Annotated in this window: 15 protein-coding genes; 7 read left to right on the top strand and 8 right to left on the bottom strand. The window is 64.0% G+C overall.

Annotated features, from left to right (window positions below; genetic code table 11):
• Positions 1-45 precede the first annotated feature (45 nt).
• Positions 46-2,244, top strand: a complete 2,199-nt coding sequence (locus NKK52_RS00560; protein ID WP_023723354.1) for a bifunctional diguanylate cyclase/phosphodiesterase — start codon at positions 46-48, stop codon at positions 2,242-2,244.
• Positions 2,245-2,250: 6 nt separating this feature from the next.
• Here NKK52_RS00560 and NKK52_RS00565 read toward each other — a convergent pair whose 3' ends face one another.
• On the bottom strand, positions 2,251-3,207 hold the full coding sequence (locus NKK52_RS00565; protein ID WP_023681843.1) for a LysR substrate-binding domain-containing protein: 957 nt from the start codon (positions 3,205-3,207) through the stop codon (positions 2,251-2,253).
• A 178-nt stretch (positions 3,208-3,385) separates the two neighbouring features.
• Between NKK52_RS00565 and NKK52_RS00570 the strand changes: the two genes are divergently transcribed.
• Positions 3,386-3,676 carry a DUF1127 domain-containing protein gene (locus NKK52_RS00570; protein WP_023670560.1) on the top strand — a complete coding sequence of 97 codons (291 nt, stop codon included), beginning with the start codon at positions 3,386-3,388 and terminating at the stop codon, positions 3,674-3,676.
• A gap of 231 nt (positions 3,677-3,907) precedes the next feature.
• Here the strand turns inward: NKK52_RS00570 and NKK52_RS00575 are convergent, their stop codons facing one another.
• From NKK52_RS00575 to NKK52_RS00590, 4 genes are all read right to left on the bottom strand, one after another.
• Positions 3,908-4,969: a DUF937 domain-containing protein gene (locus tag NKK52_RS00575; RefSeq protein WP_023681842.1), complete on the bottom strand. Its 1,062-nt coding sequence runs from the start codon at positions 4,967-4,969 to the stop codon at positions 3,908-3,910.
• Positions 4,970-5,059: 90 nt separating this feature from the next.
• A complete protein-coding gene (locus NKK52_RS00580; protein WP_023681841.1) occupies positions 5,060-6,433 on the bottom strand; it encodes a glutamate--cysteine ligase in 1,374 nt (457 codons plus the stop codon).
• Positions 6,434-6,546: 113 nt separating this feature from the next.
• Positions 6,547-7,281 carry a 16S rRNA (uracil(1498)-N(3))-methyltransferase gene (locus NKK52_RS00585; RefSeq protein WP_023681840.1) on the bottom strand — a complete coding sequence of 245 codons (735 nt, stop codon included), beginning with the start codon at positions 7,279-7,281 and terminating at the stop codon, positions 6,547-6,549.
• 31 nt (positions 7,282-7,312) lie between these two features.
• Positions 7,313-7,960 carry a hypothetical protein gene (locus NKK52_RS00590; protein ID WP_023681839.1) on the bottom strand — a complete coding sequence of 216 codons (648 nt, stop codon included), beginning with the start codon at positions 7,958-7,960 and terminating at the stop codon, positions 7,313-7,315.
• Positions 7,961-8,046: 86 nt separating this feature from the next.
• Between NKK52_RS00590 and NKK52_RS00595 the strand changes: the two genes are divergently transcribed.
• Positions 8,047-8,745 (top strand): type 1 glutamine amidotransferase, encoded by a 699-nt coding sequence (locus tag NKK52_RS00595; RefSeq protein WP_023681838.1) that lies wholly within the window; start codon positions 8,047-8,049, stop codon positions 8,743-8,745.
• A gap of 371 nt (positions 8,746-9,116) precedes the next feature.
• Positions 9,117-9,257, top strand: a complete 141-nt coding sequence (locus NKK52_RS00600; RefSeq protein ID WP_006206855.1) for a hypothetical protein — start codon at positions 9,117-9,119, stop codon at positions 9,255-9,257.
• Here the strand turns inward: NKK52_RS00600 and NKK52_RS00605 are convergent.
• From NKK52_RS00605 to NKK52_RS00615, 3 genes are read right to left on the bottom strand one after another with little or no spacing between them, the layout of a single operon-like run.
• A complete protein-coding gene (locus tag NKK52_RS00605) occupies positions 9,254-10,021 on the bottom strand; it encodes a metallophosphoesterase family protein (RefSeq protein ID WP_023681837.1) in 768 nt (255 codons plus the stop codon). The two genes, NKK52_RS00600 and NKK52_RS00605, sit on opposite strands and share 4 nt — an antisense overlap.
• 55 nt (positions 10,022-10,076) lie before the next feature.
• The gene (locus tag NKK52_RS00610) at positions 10,077-11,213 is read right to left on the bottom strand and encodes an alpha-hydroxy acid oxidase (RefSeq protein ID WP_023681836.1); all 1,137 of its coding nucleotides are present in this window, start codon (positions 11,211-11,213) and stop codon (positions 10,077-10,079) included.
• 12 nt (positions 11,214-11,225) lie between these two features.
• Positions 11,226-12,023: an FCD domain-containing protein gene (locus NKK52_RS00615; protein ID WP_023681835.1), complete on the bottom strand. Its 798-nt coding sequence runs from the start codon at positions 12,021-12,023 to the stop codon at positions 11,226-11,228.
• 205 nt (positions 12,024-12,228) lie between these two features.
• On the opposite strand from NKK52_RS00615, the gene NKK52_RS00620 reads away from it, so the two are divergent.
• From NKK52_RS00620 to NKK52_RS00630, 3 genes are all read left to right on the top strand, one after another.
• A complete protein-coding gene (locus tag NKK52_RS00620) occupies positions 12,229-13,551 on the top strand; it encodes a DUF3422 family protein (RefSeq protein ID WP_023681834.1) in 1,323 nt (440 codons plus the stop codon).
• 259 nt (positions 13,552-13,810) lie between these two features.
• Positions 13,811-15,307 carry an FAD-linked oxidase C-terminal domain-containing protein gene (locus NKK52_RS00625; RefSeq protein ID WP_023701295.1) on the top strand — a complete coding sequence of 499 codons (1,497 nt, stop codon included), beginning with the start codon at positions 13,811-13,813 and terminating at the stop codon, positions 15,305-15,307.
• Between the two features lie 217 nt (positions 15,308-15,524).
• Entirely contained in the window at positions 15,525-16,736 is a 1,212-nt protein-coding gene (locus tag NKK52_RS00630) for an FAD-binding protein (RefSeq protein ID WP_023681833.1), read from the top strand.
• Positions 16,737-16,739: the final 3 nt, after the last annotated feature.

The following is a 16,739-nucleotide window of genomic DNA, read 5'->3' on the forward strand; positions in this document are numbered from 1 at the left end:
TTGATCTTAAGCCTGGCCTGATTGACTCTGGGCCAAGGAGGACGCATGAGCGCCCGCAAACAACGCAGCCCGTTGACGTTCCAGGTCACCCTGACGGTGCTGACGCTTGCCGTTTTTGCACTGGCCATCGTTGTCGGCTTCGGCCTTTACGCCACCATGCAGGCCGACCGGGTCTCGCTCGAGCGGGAGAAGGTTTTCCTTGCCAACGGCCTGCAGGACCAGATCGCCGCGGTAAAGCGCGAGCAGGAAAGCGTCGCCGTCTGGGATGATTCCGTTATAAACGCCAAGGCCGGCAACCAGACCTGGATGGCCGAGAATTTCAGCGTCTGGATGTACTCGTATTACGGCCACAACCGGGTCTATGTGCTGGACAACGCCAACCGGCCGGTCCACGCCATGCGCGAAGGCAAGGTCGTGTCGCCTGCCGTCTTTGGCGAGGACGAACCCGCTTTGCGGCCGACCATCGCCAGGTTGCGCCAGATGATGAGCAAGGACGCAAGCCAGGCCGGCGCAAAATTCGTTGCCGACGATCTGGTCTCGCTTGGCGGTCAGCCTGCCATACTCAGCGTCATGCCTCTGGTGCCGAGTTCGGATCGCGTCACCCAGGCATCCGGCAGCGAATATCTGCATGTCTCCATAGAGTTCATCAACGACGCGGTGATCGGCAAGATCGCGCAGAAATATCTGCTGGCGGGGGCGCATCTCCTGCCGATGGCTCAGCCGCTTGGCTCGGCTGCCATTCCGCTTATCGACAAACAGGGTGTCATCCTCGGCTATATTGCCTGGGACCAGGAACGGCCCGGCCTGACGCTGGTGGGCAAGGCCAGCCCGGCCCTGGCTCTGGCCGCGCTGGTTGCGGCGAGCGTGCTCGCCTTTCTGCTCCGGCGTCTGCGCCGTGCGTCATCGGCGCTGCAGACCAGCCAGGCCCAGGCGCAATATCTCGCCTTTCACGACACGCTCACCGGCCTGCCCAACCGGGCACTGTTCGAGGACAGGCTGCGGCGTGCCTTGCTTACCTCCGGCAATGAAAGCAAGGTCGCGCTGCTTTATCTCGATCTAGATCGCTTCAAGCATGTCAACGACACGCTTGGTCACCCGGCAGGCGACGAACTCGTGCGCCAGACGGCGGCCAGGCTTCAGCATACGGTTCGCGACGTCGACACGGTGGCAAGACTGGGTGGCGACGAATTCGCGGTGATCCTGATCGATGTCCGCGACGTAAGGAACGCCGAGGATATTTCCGAGAGGGTGCTGCAGAAACTGCAGGAGCCGTTCAAGCTGATGGACGATCAGGTCTTTATCAGCGCCAGCATCGGCATAGCCTTGTCGACAGGCCCTGATGCCGACGCAGACGATCTGCTGCGCAAGGCCGACATCGCGCTCTACGAAGCCAAGAAGAACGGCCGTGGCCGCTACCAGGTCTTCGCCGGCGACATGGACGACCTTTTGCTGCGCAAGCGCAAGGTCGAGAGCGAGCTGCGCAGCGCGCTGAATGGCGGCACCGGTATCAAGCTCGCCTACCAGCCGGTCTTTGCCAGCGACGGCAAGACCATTGTCGGCGCCGAGGCGCTGATCCGCTGGGCGCATGAGGTCCATGGCGCACTGCCGGCGGCGCAGTTCATCGCCATCGCCGAGGAACGCGGCATGATCGGGCAGCTCGGCGCATGGGCCCTGCTGGAAGCCTGCCGCTTCGCCGTGAAGACCAAACTGCCGTGGCTCGCCGTCAATGTCTCGCCGCTGCAATTGCGCGACGCCGGCTTTGCCGAAGAGGTTGCCTCGATCCTCGCCGAAACCGGACTGGCGCCGAAGCGCCTGCAGCTCGAAATCACCGAAAACGTTCTCCTGGAAAACAACGACACCACCAGAGCGGCTCTGGCAGCCTTGCGCCAGTCGGGCGTCGGCATTGTGCTCGACGATTTCGGCACCGGCTATTCGTCGCTGAGCTATCTGCGCCGCCATGCCATCGACAAGCTCAAGATCGACCGCTCCTTCGTGCGGCTTCTCGACGGCGACGGCAATTCGGGCGCCATCGTCAAGGCGCTGATCGATCTCGCCGGCGCGCTCAAGGTCGAGGTCACCGCCGAGGGCGTAGAGACCGAGGTGCAAAAGGCGCTGCTGGTCGCCATGGGCTGCCAGCAGCTGCAGGGCTACCTCTTGTCGCCGCCGCTGGAGCCGGCGCAATTGGTGGCGCTGCCCGGCCTGTCGTCGGCCAACGCAACGACGGAGGCGGCAGCGTCGGCCTGATCGTTCCTACCAGCCAGGCAGGATCTGGTTCGGCTTGCTCCGCTTCATCTTGGCGAAGGCGAGCGAGGCGAAATCGAAGCTTCCCGTTTCTTCGCCGAGCGGCACGGAAATATTGTCGAGGCTTTCCGAGATGTGTCGGGCCAGAGCGTCGACGATTTCGGGACGCGGGGTCTGGCCGCGCATGATGCCGATGCGGCAGTCGGGCAGGGCGCCAAAACCGTCGGCTTCGCCCAGCACTCGCATGCCGGGCCGCAGCGCGCATTCCGGCAGCACCGAGATCGCCAGCCCCGACAGCACCGCGGCGGTGATGACGGTGGCCGAGAAGCTGGTGAACAGGATTCGATAGTCGCGGTTTTGCCGGTCGAGCACATCGACGGCGGCGCGCCGCCAGATGCAGTTCGGCCGGCCGAAGGCCATCGGCAGCACTTCCTGTTCGTGCGTGGCATGGTTGGCCGAGGTCACCCATAGCAGCGGCTCGCGCCGCACCACTTCCGACTGGCCGCGCGTATCGTTGTGCGTCACCAGCGCAAGATCGAGATTGCCGCGCTTGATATGCTCGACCAAGCCTGGCGTAGGCTCGCAGATGACGGTCAGTTCGACGCGCGGGTTTGACCGTGTGAAGCGTGCCATGATTTCGGGCAGGAACCGGTCGGCATAGTCGTCGGGGGTGCCGATGCGGATGGTGCCTTCGAGCCGCTGGTCATCGAAGGCGGCCAGCGTTTCGCGGTTGAGATAGAGCAGGCGGCGCGCGTAGGAGAGCAGCTTGTCGCCTTCCTCGGTCAGCCTGTTGGTGCGGCCGTCCTTTTCGAACAGCGGCTTGCCGATCCGCTCTTCCAGCCGGCGCATCTGCATCGACACCGCCGATTGCGTGCGCAGCACTTCCTCGGCCGCGCGGGTAAAGCTGCCGGTATCGGCAATCGAGATGAAGGTCTGCAACTGGTCGAGATCGAGTGGCGCTTTCATCGGTCCAATCCATCAGTAGCGTTGATGCTAAAGATTAGAAACATTCGTTGGATTAATCAATCGGTGCGTGGCAAATTCACATTGTCCACATGAAGGCATGTGAATCGAGACCGGAACGGCCGCTGTCCCCAGCGCCGATCGCCTGGTCTTGTCCAGTTCGAGTCTGAAGGAGACCGACATGACCACGTTTGATTTCGCCACCGAGACCTCGCGCATCACCTCGCGTCCGGCCGTTGCGACGCGCGTGGCCAACACCCTTCTCAATGCCTACCAGGCCTGGAAAAATCGCCGGGCCTTCTATCGCCTCGGCGAGATGTCGGACGCCGAACTCGCCGATATCGGCCTGACGCGCGCGGACCTCCATGTCGCCATCGATGTGCCGTTCGGCGCCGATCCGACCGTGAAGCTGCGTGCGATTGCGAGCGATCGTGCCGATACGATCGAAGATCTCGCCCGCCAGATAGCGTGATATCGGGCGCATTGTTTCGGTTGCCGTGAACCTTTCTCAGGCTCGCCGCGACCAACGAGTATAGCAGGCTCCCCACTCCCTGCCGGTTCCCCGCCGGCCAGCCTGCACACTGGCCCGGTCCTCCTCCAGGACCGGGCTTTTCTTTTAAAGCTCCGTCGTCATCGTGCGGTCTGCGCCGCTCGCTTCGTTCCTTGCTCCGAAGCCGCGAAGGTTAGCGCCAACTACCGCCAACTACCGCCGGTCCATGTCCCGCTTGAACTGGTCGAAGATCGTTTCCACGCCCTTCTGATAGTCGTCGCGCTGCTGGGCGCCAGTCTCGAACATCTTGCCGAAAATATCGTCGAACGGATTGCGTGGCCTGCCGCTCGGATTGGCCTGCGGTTGCGGCGCCTGGCGCTCCTGCGGTGCCTGTCGCGGCTGGGGTGCTTGCGGCTGCTGCGGCGCCGAATGCCCACCGGGCAGGCCGAAGCCGCCACCACCGCCTTGCCGCATCATCTCTTCAAAAATCTTGCCCAGCGGGTTGTCGCCGTAAGGGCTCTGTGTCTGTTGCGGCTGTGTTGGCTGCTGCGGCCGGCCCTGCGGTTGCTGTGCCGCGCCACCGCCGAACATATCCTGCAGCACCTTGCCCAGCGGATTGTCGCCATAGGGGTTGGGCGCCTGTTGCGGCTGGCTTTGCGGCTGTTGGGCGCCGCCGCCGAACATGTCCTGCAGCACTTTGCCCAGCGGGTTCTCACCGTAAGGATTGGGTGCTGGCTGCGGCGCAGGCTGTGCCCCGCCGCCCGCCTGCCGCATCATCTGTTCGATGATCTCGCCGAGCGGATTGCTGCCGCCGCCGAAGCCACCGGCGGCCTGCATCTGACCCCCGGTCAACTGGTTTGTCGTCTGCTTGAACAATCCGCCCATCACCATCGAAGCGATGGCCGGCAGCATCTGCTGCAGGATCTGCTGGCTGACGCCGGTCGCCTGCGCGGCCTGGCTGGCCACCGCGCGCGACAGCTCCTTCGAGCCGAACAGATGACCCAGAATGCCATTGCCCTCATTGACGCCTTGCGGTGAGAAAGCCCTGGTCGCGTCCTCGAAGTATTTGGCGTGCTGGCCGCTCGCCATCGCCGTCATGAAGGCGCCGAGCCCATAGGGATCGGCGGTGTTGCGTTGCAGCCCTTGCGAGAAGGCCGGCAGCAGAGCGGCGACAGCCGCCTGCGTCTGCTGCATGGAAAGCCCGTACTGCTGGGCAAGCGCCTGCATGCCGTTGCCGTTCTGCGCCTGCGCCAATATGTCGAACAAAGTAGGCATCGGTTTCTCCTCCCGGAAATCCTCGAGGGAGAACCTAGTTCGTTTCGATGTTCGATTGAAGCGGCTTTTGCCGCTGCTCAAGGCGCCACGCTAATACGCATATTCCATGAACACCGGCTCGATCGAGCCGCCCCAGCGCGTGTGGTAGGCCGACAGCATTTCCTCGGCACTGGTGGTACCGCGCGCCACGACTTCGTCCAGCGTGTTGAGGAACGAGGTCTCGTCATAGCCGTCGCGGTTCTTCCTGCCGCGATTTTTCAGCCCAAGGCGCGAAATGGTCATTACATCGCGGCCGATCTCACGCAGCGTCGTGTTGCGGAACGGCGCGGAAATGCCTTGTTCCGGCACCGCATTGCGCATCGCCAGCGTTTCTTCATAGGTCCAGCTCGAAGTCAGCGCCTCGGCGGCGTCGAGCGCGGCCTCGTCATAGAGCAGCCCGACCCAGAAGGCCGGCAGCGCGCAGATGCGGCGCCACGGCCCGCCATCGGCGCCGCGCATTTCGAGGAAGCGCTTCAGCCTGACGTCAGGGAACAGGGTCGACAGATGGTTCGCCCAGTCGCCCATGGTGGGCAGTCCGTCCGGTACTTCATTGCGGGCAACGCCGGCCATGAACTGGCGGAAGGTGATGTGCGTCATGTCGTGATAGTGGCCGTCGCGGATGACGAAATACATCGGCACGTCGAGCGCCCATTCGACATAGTCGGCAAAGCCGAACTCGGGCGAGAAGCAGAATTCGAGCAGGCCCGAGCGCTGGTTGTCGGTGTCGCGCCAGATGTCGCCGCGCCAGCTCTGCAGTCCGTTCGGCCGGCTGTCGGTGAAGGGCGAGTTGGCAAACAGCGCCGTCGACAGTGGCTGCAGCTTCAGCGACACCTGCATCTTGCGGCGCATGTCGGCTTCGCTTTCGAAGTCGAGGTTCACCTGGATGGTGCAGGTGCGATACATCATGTCGAGACCCTTGGTGCCGACCTTGGGCATGTAGCGGGTCATGATTTCGTAGCGCGATTTCGGCATTTTCGGCGTCTCGGCCAGCGACCATTTCGGGCTGCCGCCCAGGCCGAGAAAGCGGATGCCCATCGGCTCGGCGATCTCGCGTACCTGCGCCAGATGCGCATTGCCCTCGCGACAGGTCTGGTGGATCGTTTCCAGCGGCGCGCCCGACAGCTCGAACTGGCCGCCCGGCTCGAGCGAGATCGCGCCCTGGCCGGTCGGCTCGACCAGGCCGATGATGCGGCCGTCATCGATGATCGGGTCCCAGCCGAGCTTTTGCTGCATGCCTTCGAGGATGGCGCGGATGCCGCGCTCGCCGCCATAAGGCACCGGCGCGTTGCCGTCGACATAGAAGGGGAACTTCTCGTGCTCGGTCCCGATGCGCCACTTGTCGCGCGGCTTGTTGCCTTCGGCCAGATGCTCGACCAGTTCGTCGATGTCTTCGATTGGCCGGAAATCGGTTGTGTCGCGCGCCATGGGGCCCCCTCTGCGGCTCTCGGAGCCCGCCGGCGCTAAATGGACGAAATGTCAGCAGCCGATCAAGCGAAAAATCCTGAGCCACAGGTCACAGGAATTGATCTTTACGCTTCTTACCAGTCTCCGACCGTCGCCTGCATCACCGCAAGCGCCGCTACAGCTGCTGTGTCAGCGCGCAGGATGCGCGGTCCGAGCGGGATGGCAGTGACGAAGGGGAGCGCCCGCAGCATCTTGCGTTCGTCGTCGGAAAAGCCGCCTTCCGGTCCGACCAGCAGCGCCAGCTTCTTCTCCGGCACCGCCTGCAATGCCGGCAGCGGGTTGTTGGTCGAGGCGTCCTCGTCGCAGAAGATCAGTCGCCGCTCCTTGTCCCAGCCGGAGAGCAGACGCTCGAATTTCTCGGCTTCTCGCACTTCCGGCACCGCCAGTATGCCGCATTGCTCGGCCGCCTCGACGACATTGGCGCGCAGCCGGTCGATGGAGGGTTTTGCCAATTGCGTGTGCTGGGTGATCACCGGCTGCAGGATGCCGGCGCCCATCTCCACCGCCTTCTGCACGAGATAGTCGAGCCGCCCCTGCTTCAGCGGCGCGAAGCAATAAACTAGATCGGGCAAAGGCGGTTGCGGCCGCTGTTGGCTGAGCACTCTCAGCCGCACCGCCTTCTTCGACTTCGAAGCGATCGCCGCCGACCACTCGCCGTCGCGGCCGTTGAAGACCAGAATCTCGGCGCCTTCGCCGAGCCGCAGCACATGCATGAGGTAATGGCTCTGCTGCTGGCCGGCATCGAATTCGATGCCTGCCGCGAGGTCGTCCGGCACGAACAGCCGCTGCATCTTGTAATTGGCGCGCATCGCCGAGGAATGGGCGAGGCGGTGCCTGGCGTCAAGTCTCGGCGGAACGATGCCACACCGGTTCAAAACCGTGCCGCAGCACCGAAACGGTCGTGGCCGGTGTGAGCAGGCGCAGCGACCGGCCGGCAAGGCTGTCGAAGGCCGCCGCATCGCCATAGCCTGCGAACGACCAGGGCAGCGCGTTGCCGCCGCGCAGCGCATAGGCCGAGCCGCCATCCGCGATCATCGCTCCGTCCGGCAATTCGGCAAGCTCTCCCATGGTGACATCAGGTGGCTTGCCGCCGGAAGCCAGCCGCTCCTTGTGCAGCCGCTTGTCCACCATTGGCGCGCGCGGTTCGTTTACACCGAAGACTTTGCCGAAACGCCCGACAAAATCCGTGGCTCGCTCACGCCGGCAATAGAAACAGGGACGGTGCCCGGCGGCCAGCGCCGTCACCTCGTCGAGGAAGAACAACTCGGTCCAGCCGGCCCTGCCGCCCGGCCGATTCCTGCCCATCGGCTCGCGCCGCACATTGCGGAATTGGCGGACGCAGATGATCCAGGCCGGCAAGGCCCAACGCTTTTTCAGCAGCGTCTTGGTCTCAGGATCGTGGATGATGCCGCGATTGCCGGTGAACAGGCCGCGCTCGGATATGGCATGGATGGCGCCGAACGGATCGACCCGGTTCTGCAGTGGCATAGCTCTCTCCCGAATACGCATCTTGGCTGCAATGCTGGCGACATGATATCGCTCGTCGCGTCATTTCATGTCAGCAGGGTTTTGCGATGCGGGTGCTGGTGGTCCAGAACTACGACAACACCGGCCTTGGCCAGGTTGGTGCCGCGCTCGCCGAAGCCGGCGCCGATCTCGACCTGCGCCGGCCCTACAAGGGCGATGCGCTGCCGGACGACGCGACCGGACACGATGCCATGGTGATGCTGGGCGGCGGCCAGAATGCGCTGGCCGACGATGACTACCCGTATTTCCCGGTGCTGCTCGAACTGACCCGCGATTTCGCCGCCAAGGATCGCTCGGTTCTCGGTATCTGCCTGGGCAGCCAGTTGGTTGCCCGCTCTTTCGGCGGTGAGAACCAGATCGGCGGCGCCTCGGAATTCGGCTGGCACAAGGTATCGCTGACGCCGGACGCCAGAACCGATCCGGTGCTTGGCGCACTTCCCCAGGATTTCCCCATCTTCGAATGGCACGACGACACTTTCGCGCTGCCGTCAAATGCGGTGCGGCTTGCCGGCAGCGAAATTGCCGAGAACCAGGCGTTCCGTATCGGCCGCGCCGTCTACGGCTTCCAGTTCCATTTCGAGGCCGACCAGCCGATGGTGAGGGACTGGAGCACATCCTTCGCGCCGCTGATTGCCGATCGCCATCCCGACTGGCAGGATCGCCTCGACAGCGAAATGGCACGCAACGGCCCCGAGGCCGACGCCGCGGGCTTGGCCATTGCCCGCGCCTGGGTGGCGACGATCTGAGACTGGCCGCGCGCAGTCAGCAATTCCAGGAAAAGTGTGAAGCGGTTTTCCGTCCGGAATTGCGTCAGATAAAAAGATAGAGCGGTTCGCCGTAGCGGCGAACCGCTCTATCCGTTGCATAATTGGCACGCGGCGGGGAATCTGCCGGGGACAACTTCTTTCGTCCTTGGTTTGTGGCCGAACGCTATCCTACAAGGCGCGCGCTATGCAACGGCAATGCAACCGCGATGAACCTTCTGTGTGATCCGCGCGACACACCGCCGATACAGAATCGACCTACAAACGCGAAATCGTCGAAACTTTGAGACGAATTCTCGGTTTCAACCCATTGGTAACCGCCTCGTGCCCAGATGCAGGAAGCTCAACTAGAGATGACGTCCGTGAAAGCAGCGCTTCTGTCCTTTGTCATGCTGTCTGCCATCGTTTTGTGCGGTCTCGGCATTTATTCCGCCGATGCAGCCAACAACCATCAGGCCGTCGACGGCTACGGCGTCACCGCCGCGCTTCGCTAAAACGCTTTTCCCTGCACAGTCAGGATACGCTTGTCCGCGCCGTCCACGGCGAGCGCGCTGAGCATGCCTGACTGCCAGGCGAGTGTGTCGACATTGACGCGGTTCGGCATCACCTCCGCCTGCGGCACCGGTGTGTGGCCGTGCACGATCACCTTCGGGTAAAGCCCTGGATGGTTGTGGAAGACGTCGCGGATCCAGACCAGATCCTGCGGGCTCTGGCTCGCCAGCGGCACGTCAGGCCTGACGCCGGCATGGCATAAGAAGAAATCACCTGATATCAGTGACAATTGCAGCGACCGCAGGAAGTCGACATGGGCTTGCGGTACAGCATTGACCAGTGCCTGGTGTCCCCGCCGTAACGCCTCGGCCTTGCCGAACCAGCTTGCGTGTCCCGCTAAGTCGACACCATAGGATTGTGCCGTCTGCACGCCGCCATAACGGATGAACAGCCCTTCCGGGTCAGGCTCGTCGAGAAAGTCGAGGAAGCCGATATCGTGGTTGCCGGCGAGCATCAGATGCCGCGGATCGCGTTTCTGTGCCTCGATCAGGAAGTCTATGACGCCCTTGGACTCTGGTCCGCGGTCGACATAGTCGCCGAGGTGGATGACGCGCCAATCGCTGGTCGGCTTGTATTCGAGTTCGCTCTCGATGCGGCGATGCATGGCGGCGAGCAGATCGAGCCGGCCATGCACGTCGCCGATCGCATAGAGGCGCATGCCATCGGGTGCGCGCGCGTCGAGGTAGTGGATGCCGGTCTCGGTCAAGGCGGCTTCGTCTCCGTGATCCAGCGAGGCTAGGGTCTAATCGGTGAACAAGACCCTAGCGCCGCAACTGGTCCTTGCCCATGTCGGTCACCAGCCGCTTGCCGCACAGTGCCAGCGTGATGTCCATCTCCTTGCGGATGATGTCCAGCGCCAGGGTCACGCCTTGCTTGCCCATGGCGCCCAATCCGTACAGGAACGGGCGGCCGATATAGGTGCCCTTGGCGCCGAGGCAAAGCGCCTTCAGCACGTCCTGGCCCGAGCGGATGCCGCCGTCCATATGCACCTCGATCCTGTCGCCGACGGCATCGGCGATCTCTTCCAGCGCCATGATTGACGACGATGCGCCGTCGAGCTGGCGCCCGCCATGGTTGGAAACGATGATGGCGTCGGCGCCGGTCTCGACCGCCATCAGCGCGTCCTCCTTGTCGAGAATGCCTTTCAGGATCAGCTTGCCGCCCCAACGTTCCTTGATCCAGGCGACATCCTTCCACGACAGATGCGGGTCGAACTGCTCCGTCGTCCACGATGCCAGCGAAGCGACGTCGCCGACGCCCTTGGCATGGCCGACAATGTTGCGGAAGGTGCGGCGCTTGGTGCCGGCAATGCCCATCAGCCAGCGTGGCCGCATGGCGATGTTGGCAATGTTGGCCAGCGTCATCTTGGGCGGCGCCGACAGCCCGTTGCGGACATCCTTGTGGCGCTGCCCCAAGATCTGCAGGTCGAGCGTCAACACCAGCGCCGAGCATTTTGCAGCCTTCGCCCTGTCGATCAGGTCGAGCACGAAATCCTTGTCGCGAAGCACGTAGAGCTGGAACCAGAACGGCTTCTTGGTCACCGACGCGACATCCTCGATCGAGCAGATGCTCATCGTCGACAGCGTGAACGGCACGCCGAATTCCTCTGCCGCCTGCGCGGCCAGCATCTCGCCATCGGCATGCTGCATGCCGGTCATTCCAGTTGGGGCAAGCGCCACCGGCATCGCCACTTTCTCGCCGATCATGGTCGATTCCAGCGAGCGGTTGCTCATGTCGACCAGTACGCGCTGACGGAATTTTATCTTCTGGAAGTCCTCTTCGTTGGCGCGGTAGGTGCTTTCGGTCCAGGCGCCGGAATCGGCATAGTCGAAGAACATCTTCGGCACCCGCCGGCGCGCCAGGTCCTTGAGATCGGCAATGGTGAGGATGTCGCTCATGGTGGTTCCTCGTTAGCCAGTCGTGTTGAAGCCGTCGTCGGCGTCGGAGCGCTGCTTAAGCCTGAGCCGCGACACGCGCTGCCAGTCGCCGCTGCGTTCGGCCTCGAGCATCGAGCGCTCGACATAGGAGATATGGTCCATCGCCGCTTGGCGGGCAGCTGAGGGATCGCCGGCCTTCACGGCTTTGTAGATCGCGCCGTGCTGGGCCAGCAGCGCCTCGCGCGCTCCGGGCACGCTGAACACCAGAAGCCGGTTCTGGAACACGCCTTCAGACAGCAGCCGGTAGCAGGAGCGCAGCGTGTGCAAGAGGATGATGTTGTGCGCGCATTCGCACACAGCATGGTGGAACTCGACGTCGATTTCCGCCTCGTCGTCGAAATCGCCGGTGCGGTGCGCCTCGTCCATGCGCGCCACGATGCGGTCGAGCAGCGCAATGTCGTCCGCTGTCGCGCGCCGCGCCGCATATTCGGCCGCAACACCTTCGATCTCGCGGCGGTATTCCAGATAGTCGGTCACCGCCTTGCGGTGCATCGAGATGAGGTCGGTCACCGGCTTGGTGAACAACTGGCCGATGACGTCGGCGACATGGGTGCCGCCGCCGGCCTTGGTGATCAGCAGCCCGCGCCCTTCCAGCGCCTTCAGCGCATCGCGCAGGATCGGCCGCGACACGTCGAACTGGCGCGCCAGCTCGCGCTCGCCCGGCAGCCGGTCGCCGGTGCGCAGCACGCCTTCAAGGATCAGGCTTTCGATCTGCTGCACCACCTCGTCGGCGGTGCGCGAATGCTCGATCCTGGAGAAAATATCGCTCAACGGGGGCCTGGGAAATTGAACCGGCGTCGCGCAAGATAAAGCCAGCGTCGCCAACTGGTCAAATTATTTATCCAATTTGCCCAATCGGGTCGGTCTGCGCGTCGCGCCGGCAGGACCTACGATGCTAGACTTTGGTGTTTACGCGCCTCATGGATTGCCTTTAGAGGACGCCATCACACGAAGGGTCGAGAACAGGGGGACCACCGTGTCGGACGAGACGTCCAACCTCGAATTCCAGCCGCGCGCCCAGGGCAGCGTGATGGGCTTTCCCGCGCATGAGGGACGGCCCGGCGCGATCGGCGAGGTCCATGCCCGGCCGCATCCGCTGATCGAGAAGCCGCGCGTGCTTGTGCAACTCGCCTTCATGACCGAGGGCGGCTCCGGCGTCGACATGGCCGTGCTCTCCGAACTGTCGCGGCGCCTCGGCATCGCGGCGCCCGACCGTCATGCCCGCCACCACGCCATGAAGTGGGGCAAGGGCACGCTGCGCTGGGAGCGGCATACGGAATTCTCGACCTATCTTTGGGAAGGGCCGCTTGCCGAAAGCGGCAGGGCGCAGGAGGATTCTCCTTTCGGCAACGGGTTCTCGCCGCCGGGAACGGTGATCTCAGGCATAAGGCTGGAGATCCGCAAATGGACGCCGGCAAGCGAGAAGCTGATTGCGGCCTTCGACCCGACGAGCCTCTGCTATTCGCTGGTCGAGCGCGGCAATGCGGCCATCGTCACCGATTTCCGCCAGGACGGCGACGGCCTGACCCGCATCCTGGTGCTTGATCGCGGCCTGACGCCGGCGCGGACCGGGGCGCTGTCGCAGCGGCTGATCGACGTCGAGACCTACCGCACGCTTGCCATGCTCGGCCTGCCGCTGGCGCTGACCCTGTCGAGCCGCGCCCGCCGCATCGAAGACCGGTTGGCGCAGACCACGCTGGAAATGAAGGTCACTGAAACCCGCGACAGCCAGACGCTGCTCGCCGACCTGACCGAGCTTGCCGCCGAGCTGGAAGCCGATGCCGCCTCCAGCCTCTATCGCTTCGGCGCCAGCCGCGCCTATGACGGCATCGTTGTCGAGCGGCTGGAGGCGCTGGACGAAGAAGCCGTGCCCGGCTACGACACTTGGGGCGGCTTCCTGCAGCGGCGGGTGGCGCCTGCCATGCGCACCTGCCGTTCGGTCGAGGAGCGCCAGGCCAACCTGTCGCGCAAACTAACCCGCGCCACGACGCTGCTGCGCACGTGGGTTGATGTCGAGGTCGAGAAGCAGAACCGCGATCTGCTGGCGTCGATGAACAACCGCGCCCGGCTGCAACTGCGGTTGCAGCAGACGGTCGAGGGCCTGTCGGTGGCAGCAGTGTCCTACTATGTCGTCGGTCTGATCTCCTACCTTGCCAAGGGCGCCTCGATCTTCGGCCATGCCATTGCGCCCGAAGTCGTCACCGCCGCCTCGGTGCCGGTCGCCATCGTGCTGGTCTGGTGGGGGGGGCGGCGAGTGAGGCGGATGCACTCCGAGCCGGCGAAACATCCGGGGGAGTAGGAGCGCACTTTACCCTCCCCCTTGTGGGGAGGGTCGATCCGCATAGCGGATCGGGGTGGGGGTGCTCGTAAAGAGCTTTCGTCGCGCGGACCCCCACCCCGCTCACTGCGTTCGCGACCCTCCCCACAAGGGGGAGGGTGAATAGCGGCAGATTGCCGCTGCGGAAGGCGGGCAGTACGCTCTTTGCCCGACGCGGTGTTTGCAACATCCGAATGTAATTGGTAAAAGATTTTTACCAGCCAAGCGGAGAACGCCGCCGATGTCCGGCCTTGTCATGCCCAAGCCAGACGACGCCACTATGCGAAGGCGGGCGGAGATCGTCGCCGACATGCGCATCATCGTGCCGGGCGAGGGCGTCGTCGACGCCACCAATGAGATGCGCGCCTTCGAAAGCGACGGCCTCACCGCCTACCGGCAATTGCCGCTGGTCGTGGTGCTGCCGGAAACGGTGGCGCAGGTGTCGCGGGTGCTGAAATACTGCAACGACCGCAACATCCGTGTCGTGCCGCGCGGCTCCGGAACCTCATTGTCGGGCGGCGCGTTGCCGCTCGAGGATGCCGTGCTGCTGGTCATGAGCCGCTTCAACCGCATCCTTGCCATCGACTATCCCGATCGCGTCGTCGTCGCTCAGCCCGGCGTCACCAATCTCGGCATCACCACCGCCGTCGAGCAGGAGGGCTTCTACTATGCGCCCGATCCATCCTCGCAGATCGCCTGCTCGATCGGCGGCAATGTCGCGGAAAATTCCGGCGGCGTGCACTGCCTGAAATACGGCCTGACCGCCAACAATGTGCTCGGCATCGAGATGGTGCTGATGAACGGCGAGGTGGTGCGGCTTGGCGGCAATCATCTGGACTCGGAAGGCTATGATCTCCTCGGCGTCATGACGGGGTCCGAAGGCCTGCTCGGCGTCGTCACCGAGGTCACCGTGCGCATCCTGAAAAAGCCGGAGACGGCCCGCGCTCTGCTGATCGGCTTTCCGACCAGCGAGCAGGGCGGCCAGTGCGTCGCCGACATCATCGGCGCCGGCATTATCCCCGGCGGCATGGAGATGATGGACCGGCCGGCAATCCATGCCGCGGAGGATTTCGTTAATGCTGGCTACCCCCTTGATGTCGAGGCGCTGCTGATCGTCGAACTCGACGGGCCGGGCGTCGAGGTCGATCACCTGATCGGTCTCGTCGAAGCGATCGCCTATAGGAACAGCTCCACCACCTGTCGCATCTCGCAATCCGAACAGGAGCGGCTGAGTTTCTGGGCTGGCCGCAAGGCGGCCTTCCCGGCGGTCGGCCGCATCTCGCCCGACTATTACTGCATGGATGGCACCATCCCGCGCAAGGAATTGCCGGGTGTGCTCGCCGGCATGCGCGAACTGTCGGAGAAATACGGCCTCGGCGTCGCCAACGTCTTCCACGCCGGCGACGGCAATCTGCATCCGCTGATCCTCTACGACGCCAACGTGCCGGGCGAACTCGACAAGGCGGAAAGTTTTGGCGCCGACATCTTGCGGCTCTGCGTCAAGGTCGGCGGCGTCTTGACCGGCGAGCACGGCGTCGGCGTCGAGAAGCGCGATTTGATGCCGGAGATGTTCAACCAGATCGACCTCGACCAACAAATGCGCGTCAAATGCGCCTTCGATCCCAACCATCTGCTTAACCCGGGAAAAGTGTTTCCACAACTGCGCCGCTGTGCGGAGCTTGGGCGCATGCACGTGCATCGGGGGCAGCTGGCATTTCCGGATATTCCGAGGTTTTGATGGGGGCGGAATGTCTCACGTCGGCGATCCTTCGCGCCCCCCTCTGTCCTGCCGGACATCTCACCCACAAGGGGGGAGATCACCAGTCATCTCTGCCTTCGCCAACCTTCGACGTTGCTAGAGAGGCGCGGTCGCCAAAGCTGCTAATCTCCCCCCAAGTGGGGGAGATGTCCGGCAGGACAGAGGGGGGCGCGAAGGAACTCGACCCATCTTCGCCATGACGACCTTCACCCCCACCACATCGGCCGAGATCCTCTCCACCGTCCAATGGGCGGCGGCGGAAGAGTCACCTTTGGAAATCATCGGCCACGGCTCCAAGCGCGGCATCGGCCGGCCACAGCAGAGCGAACACACGCTCGATCTTTCGAAGCTCACCGGCGTCACCCTCTACGAGCCGGCCGAGTTGGTACTGTCGGCCAAGGCCGGCACGCCGCTTTCCGAGATCGAAAACCTGCTCGCCGAAAGCGGCCAGCAACTCGCCTTCGAACCGATGGATTACGGTCCTTTACTCGGCGGCGAGCCCGGCAAGGGCACGATCGGCAGCGTGCTCGCCGCGAACCTGTCCGGCCCGCGCCGGCTGAAGGCGGGGGCTGCACGAGACCATATTCTGGGAATCAATGCGGTTGCCGGACGCGGCGAGGCCTTCAAGTCCGGCGGCCGCGTCGTCAAGAATGTCACCGGCTACGATCTGTCGAAGCTGATGGCCAACAGCTGGGGCACGCTGGCCGTGTTCACCGATGTCACCTTCAAGGTGCTGCCGGCGGCCGAGACCGAGGTGACGCTTGCCATGCGCGGCCTACTCGACGATGCCGCCTCTGCCGCCATGGCGCTGGCGCTCGGCTCCAGCGCCGAAGTGTCGAGCGCGGCCCATCTGCCCGAACGCATCGCCGCGCGCATTGCCGGGGGCAGTCTAGGCACTGACGCTGCAACGCTGCTGCGCGTCGAAGGGTTTGGCCCATCGGTCGCCTATCGCATTGAGGCGCTGAAGACCCTGCTGAAAAATGCCGGCCCGCTGCAGGAGATCGCAGGTGAGACATCGCATACCCTCTGGCGTGACATAAGGGACTGCACGCCATTCGCCGACCGTAGCGAAAAGCCGGTCTGGCGCGTCTCCATGGCGCCGTCTCAGGCCCATCAGATGGTGCTGACGCTGCGCATGCAGATCGGTGTCAGCGCCTTCTACGACTGGCAGGGCGGGCTGGTCTGGCTGCGCATGGAGGAGGGCGATCCCGAGGCCGCCCTGCTGCGCGGGCTGATCAGAAAGCATCGCGGCGGCCACGCGACGCTGGTGCGCGCCACCCCTTCGTATCGCGCCGCCGTTCCGGTGTTCGAGCCGCAGGCGCCGCATCTGGCCGCACTGTCGGCGCGGCTCAAGGCCGAGTTCGATCCCAAGTCCATCCTCAATCCCGGCCGCATGGCCCAAGGCTAAGAT

Origin of the sequence: Mesorhizobium sp. C277A (genome assembly GCF_040324395.1) — a bacterium.
Lineage (GTDB): Bacteria > Pseudomonadota > Alphaproteobacteria > Rhizobiales > Rhizobiaceae > Mesorhizobium.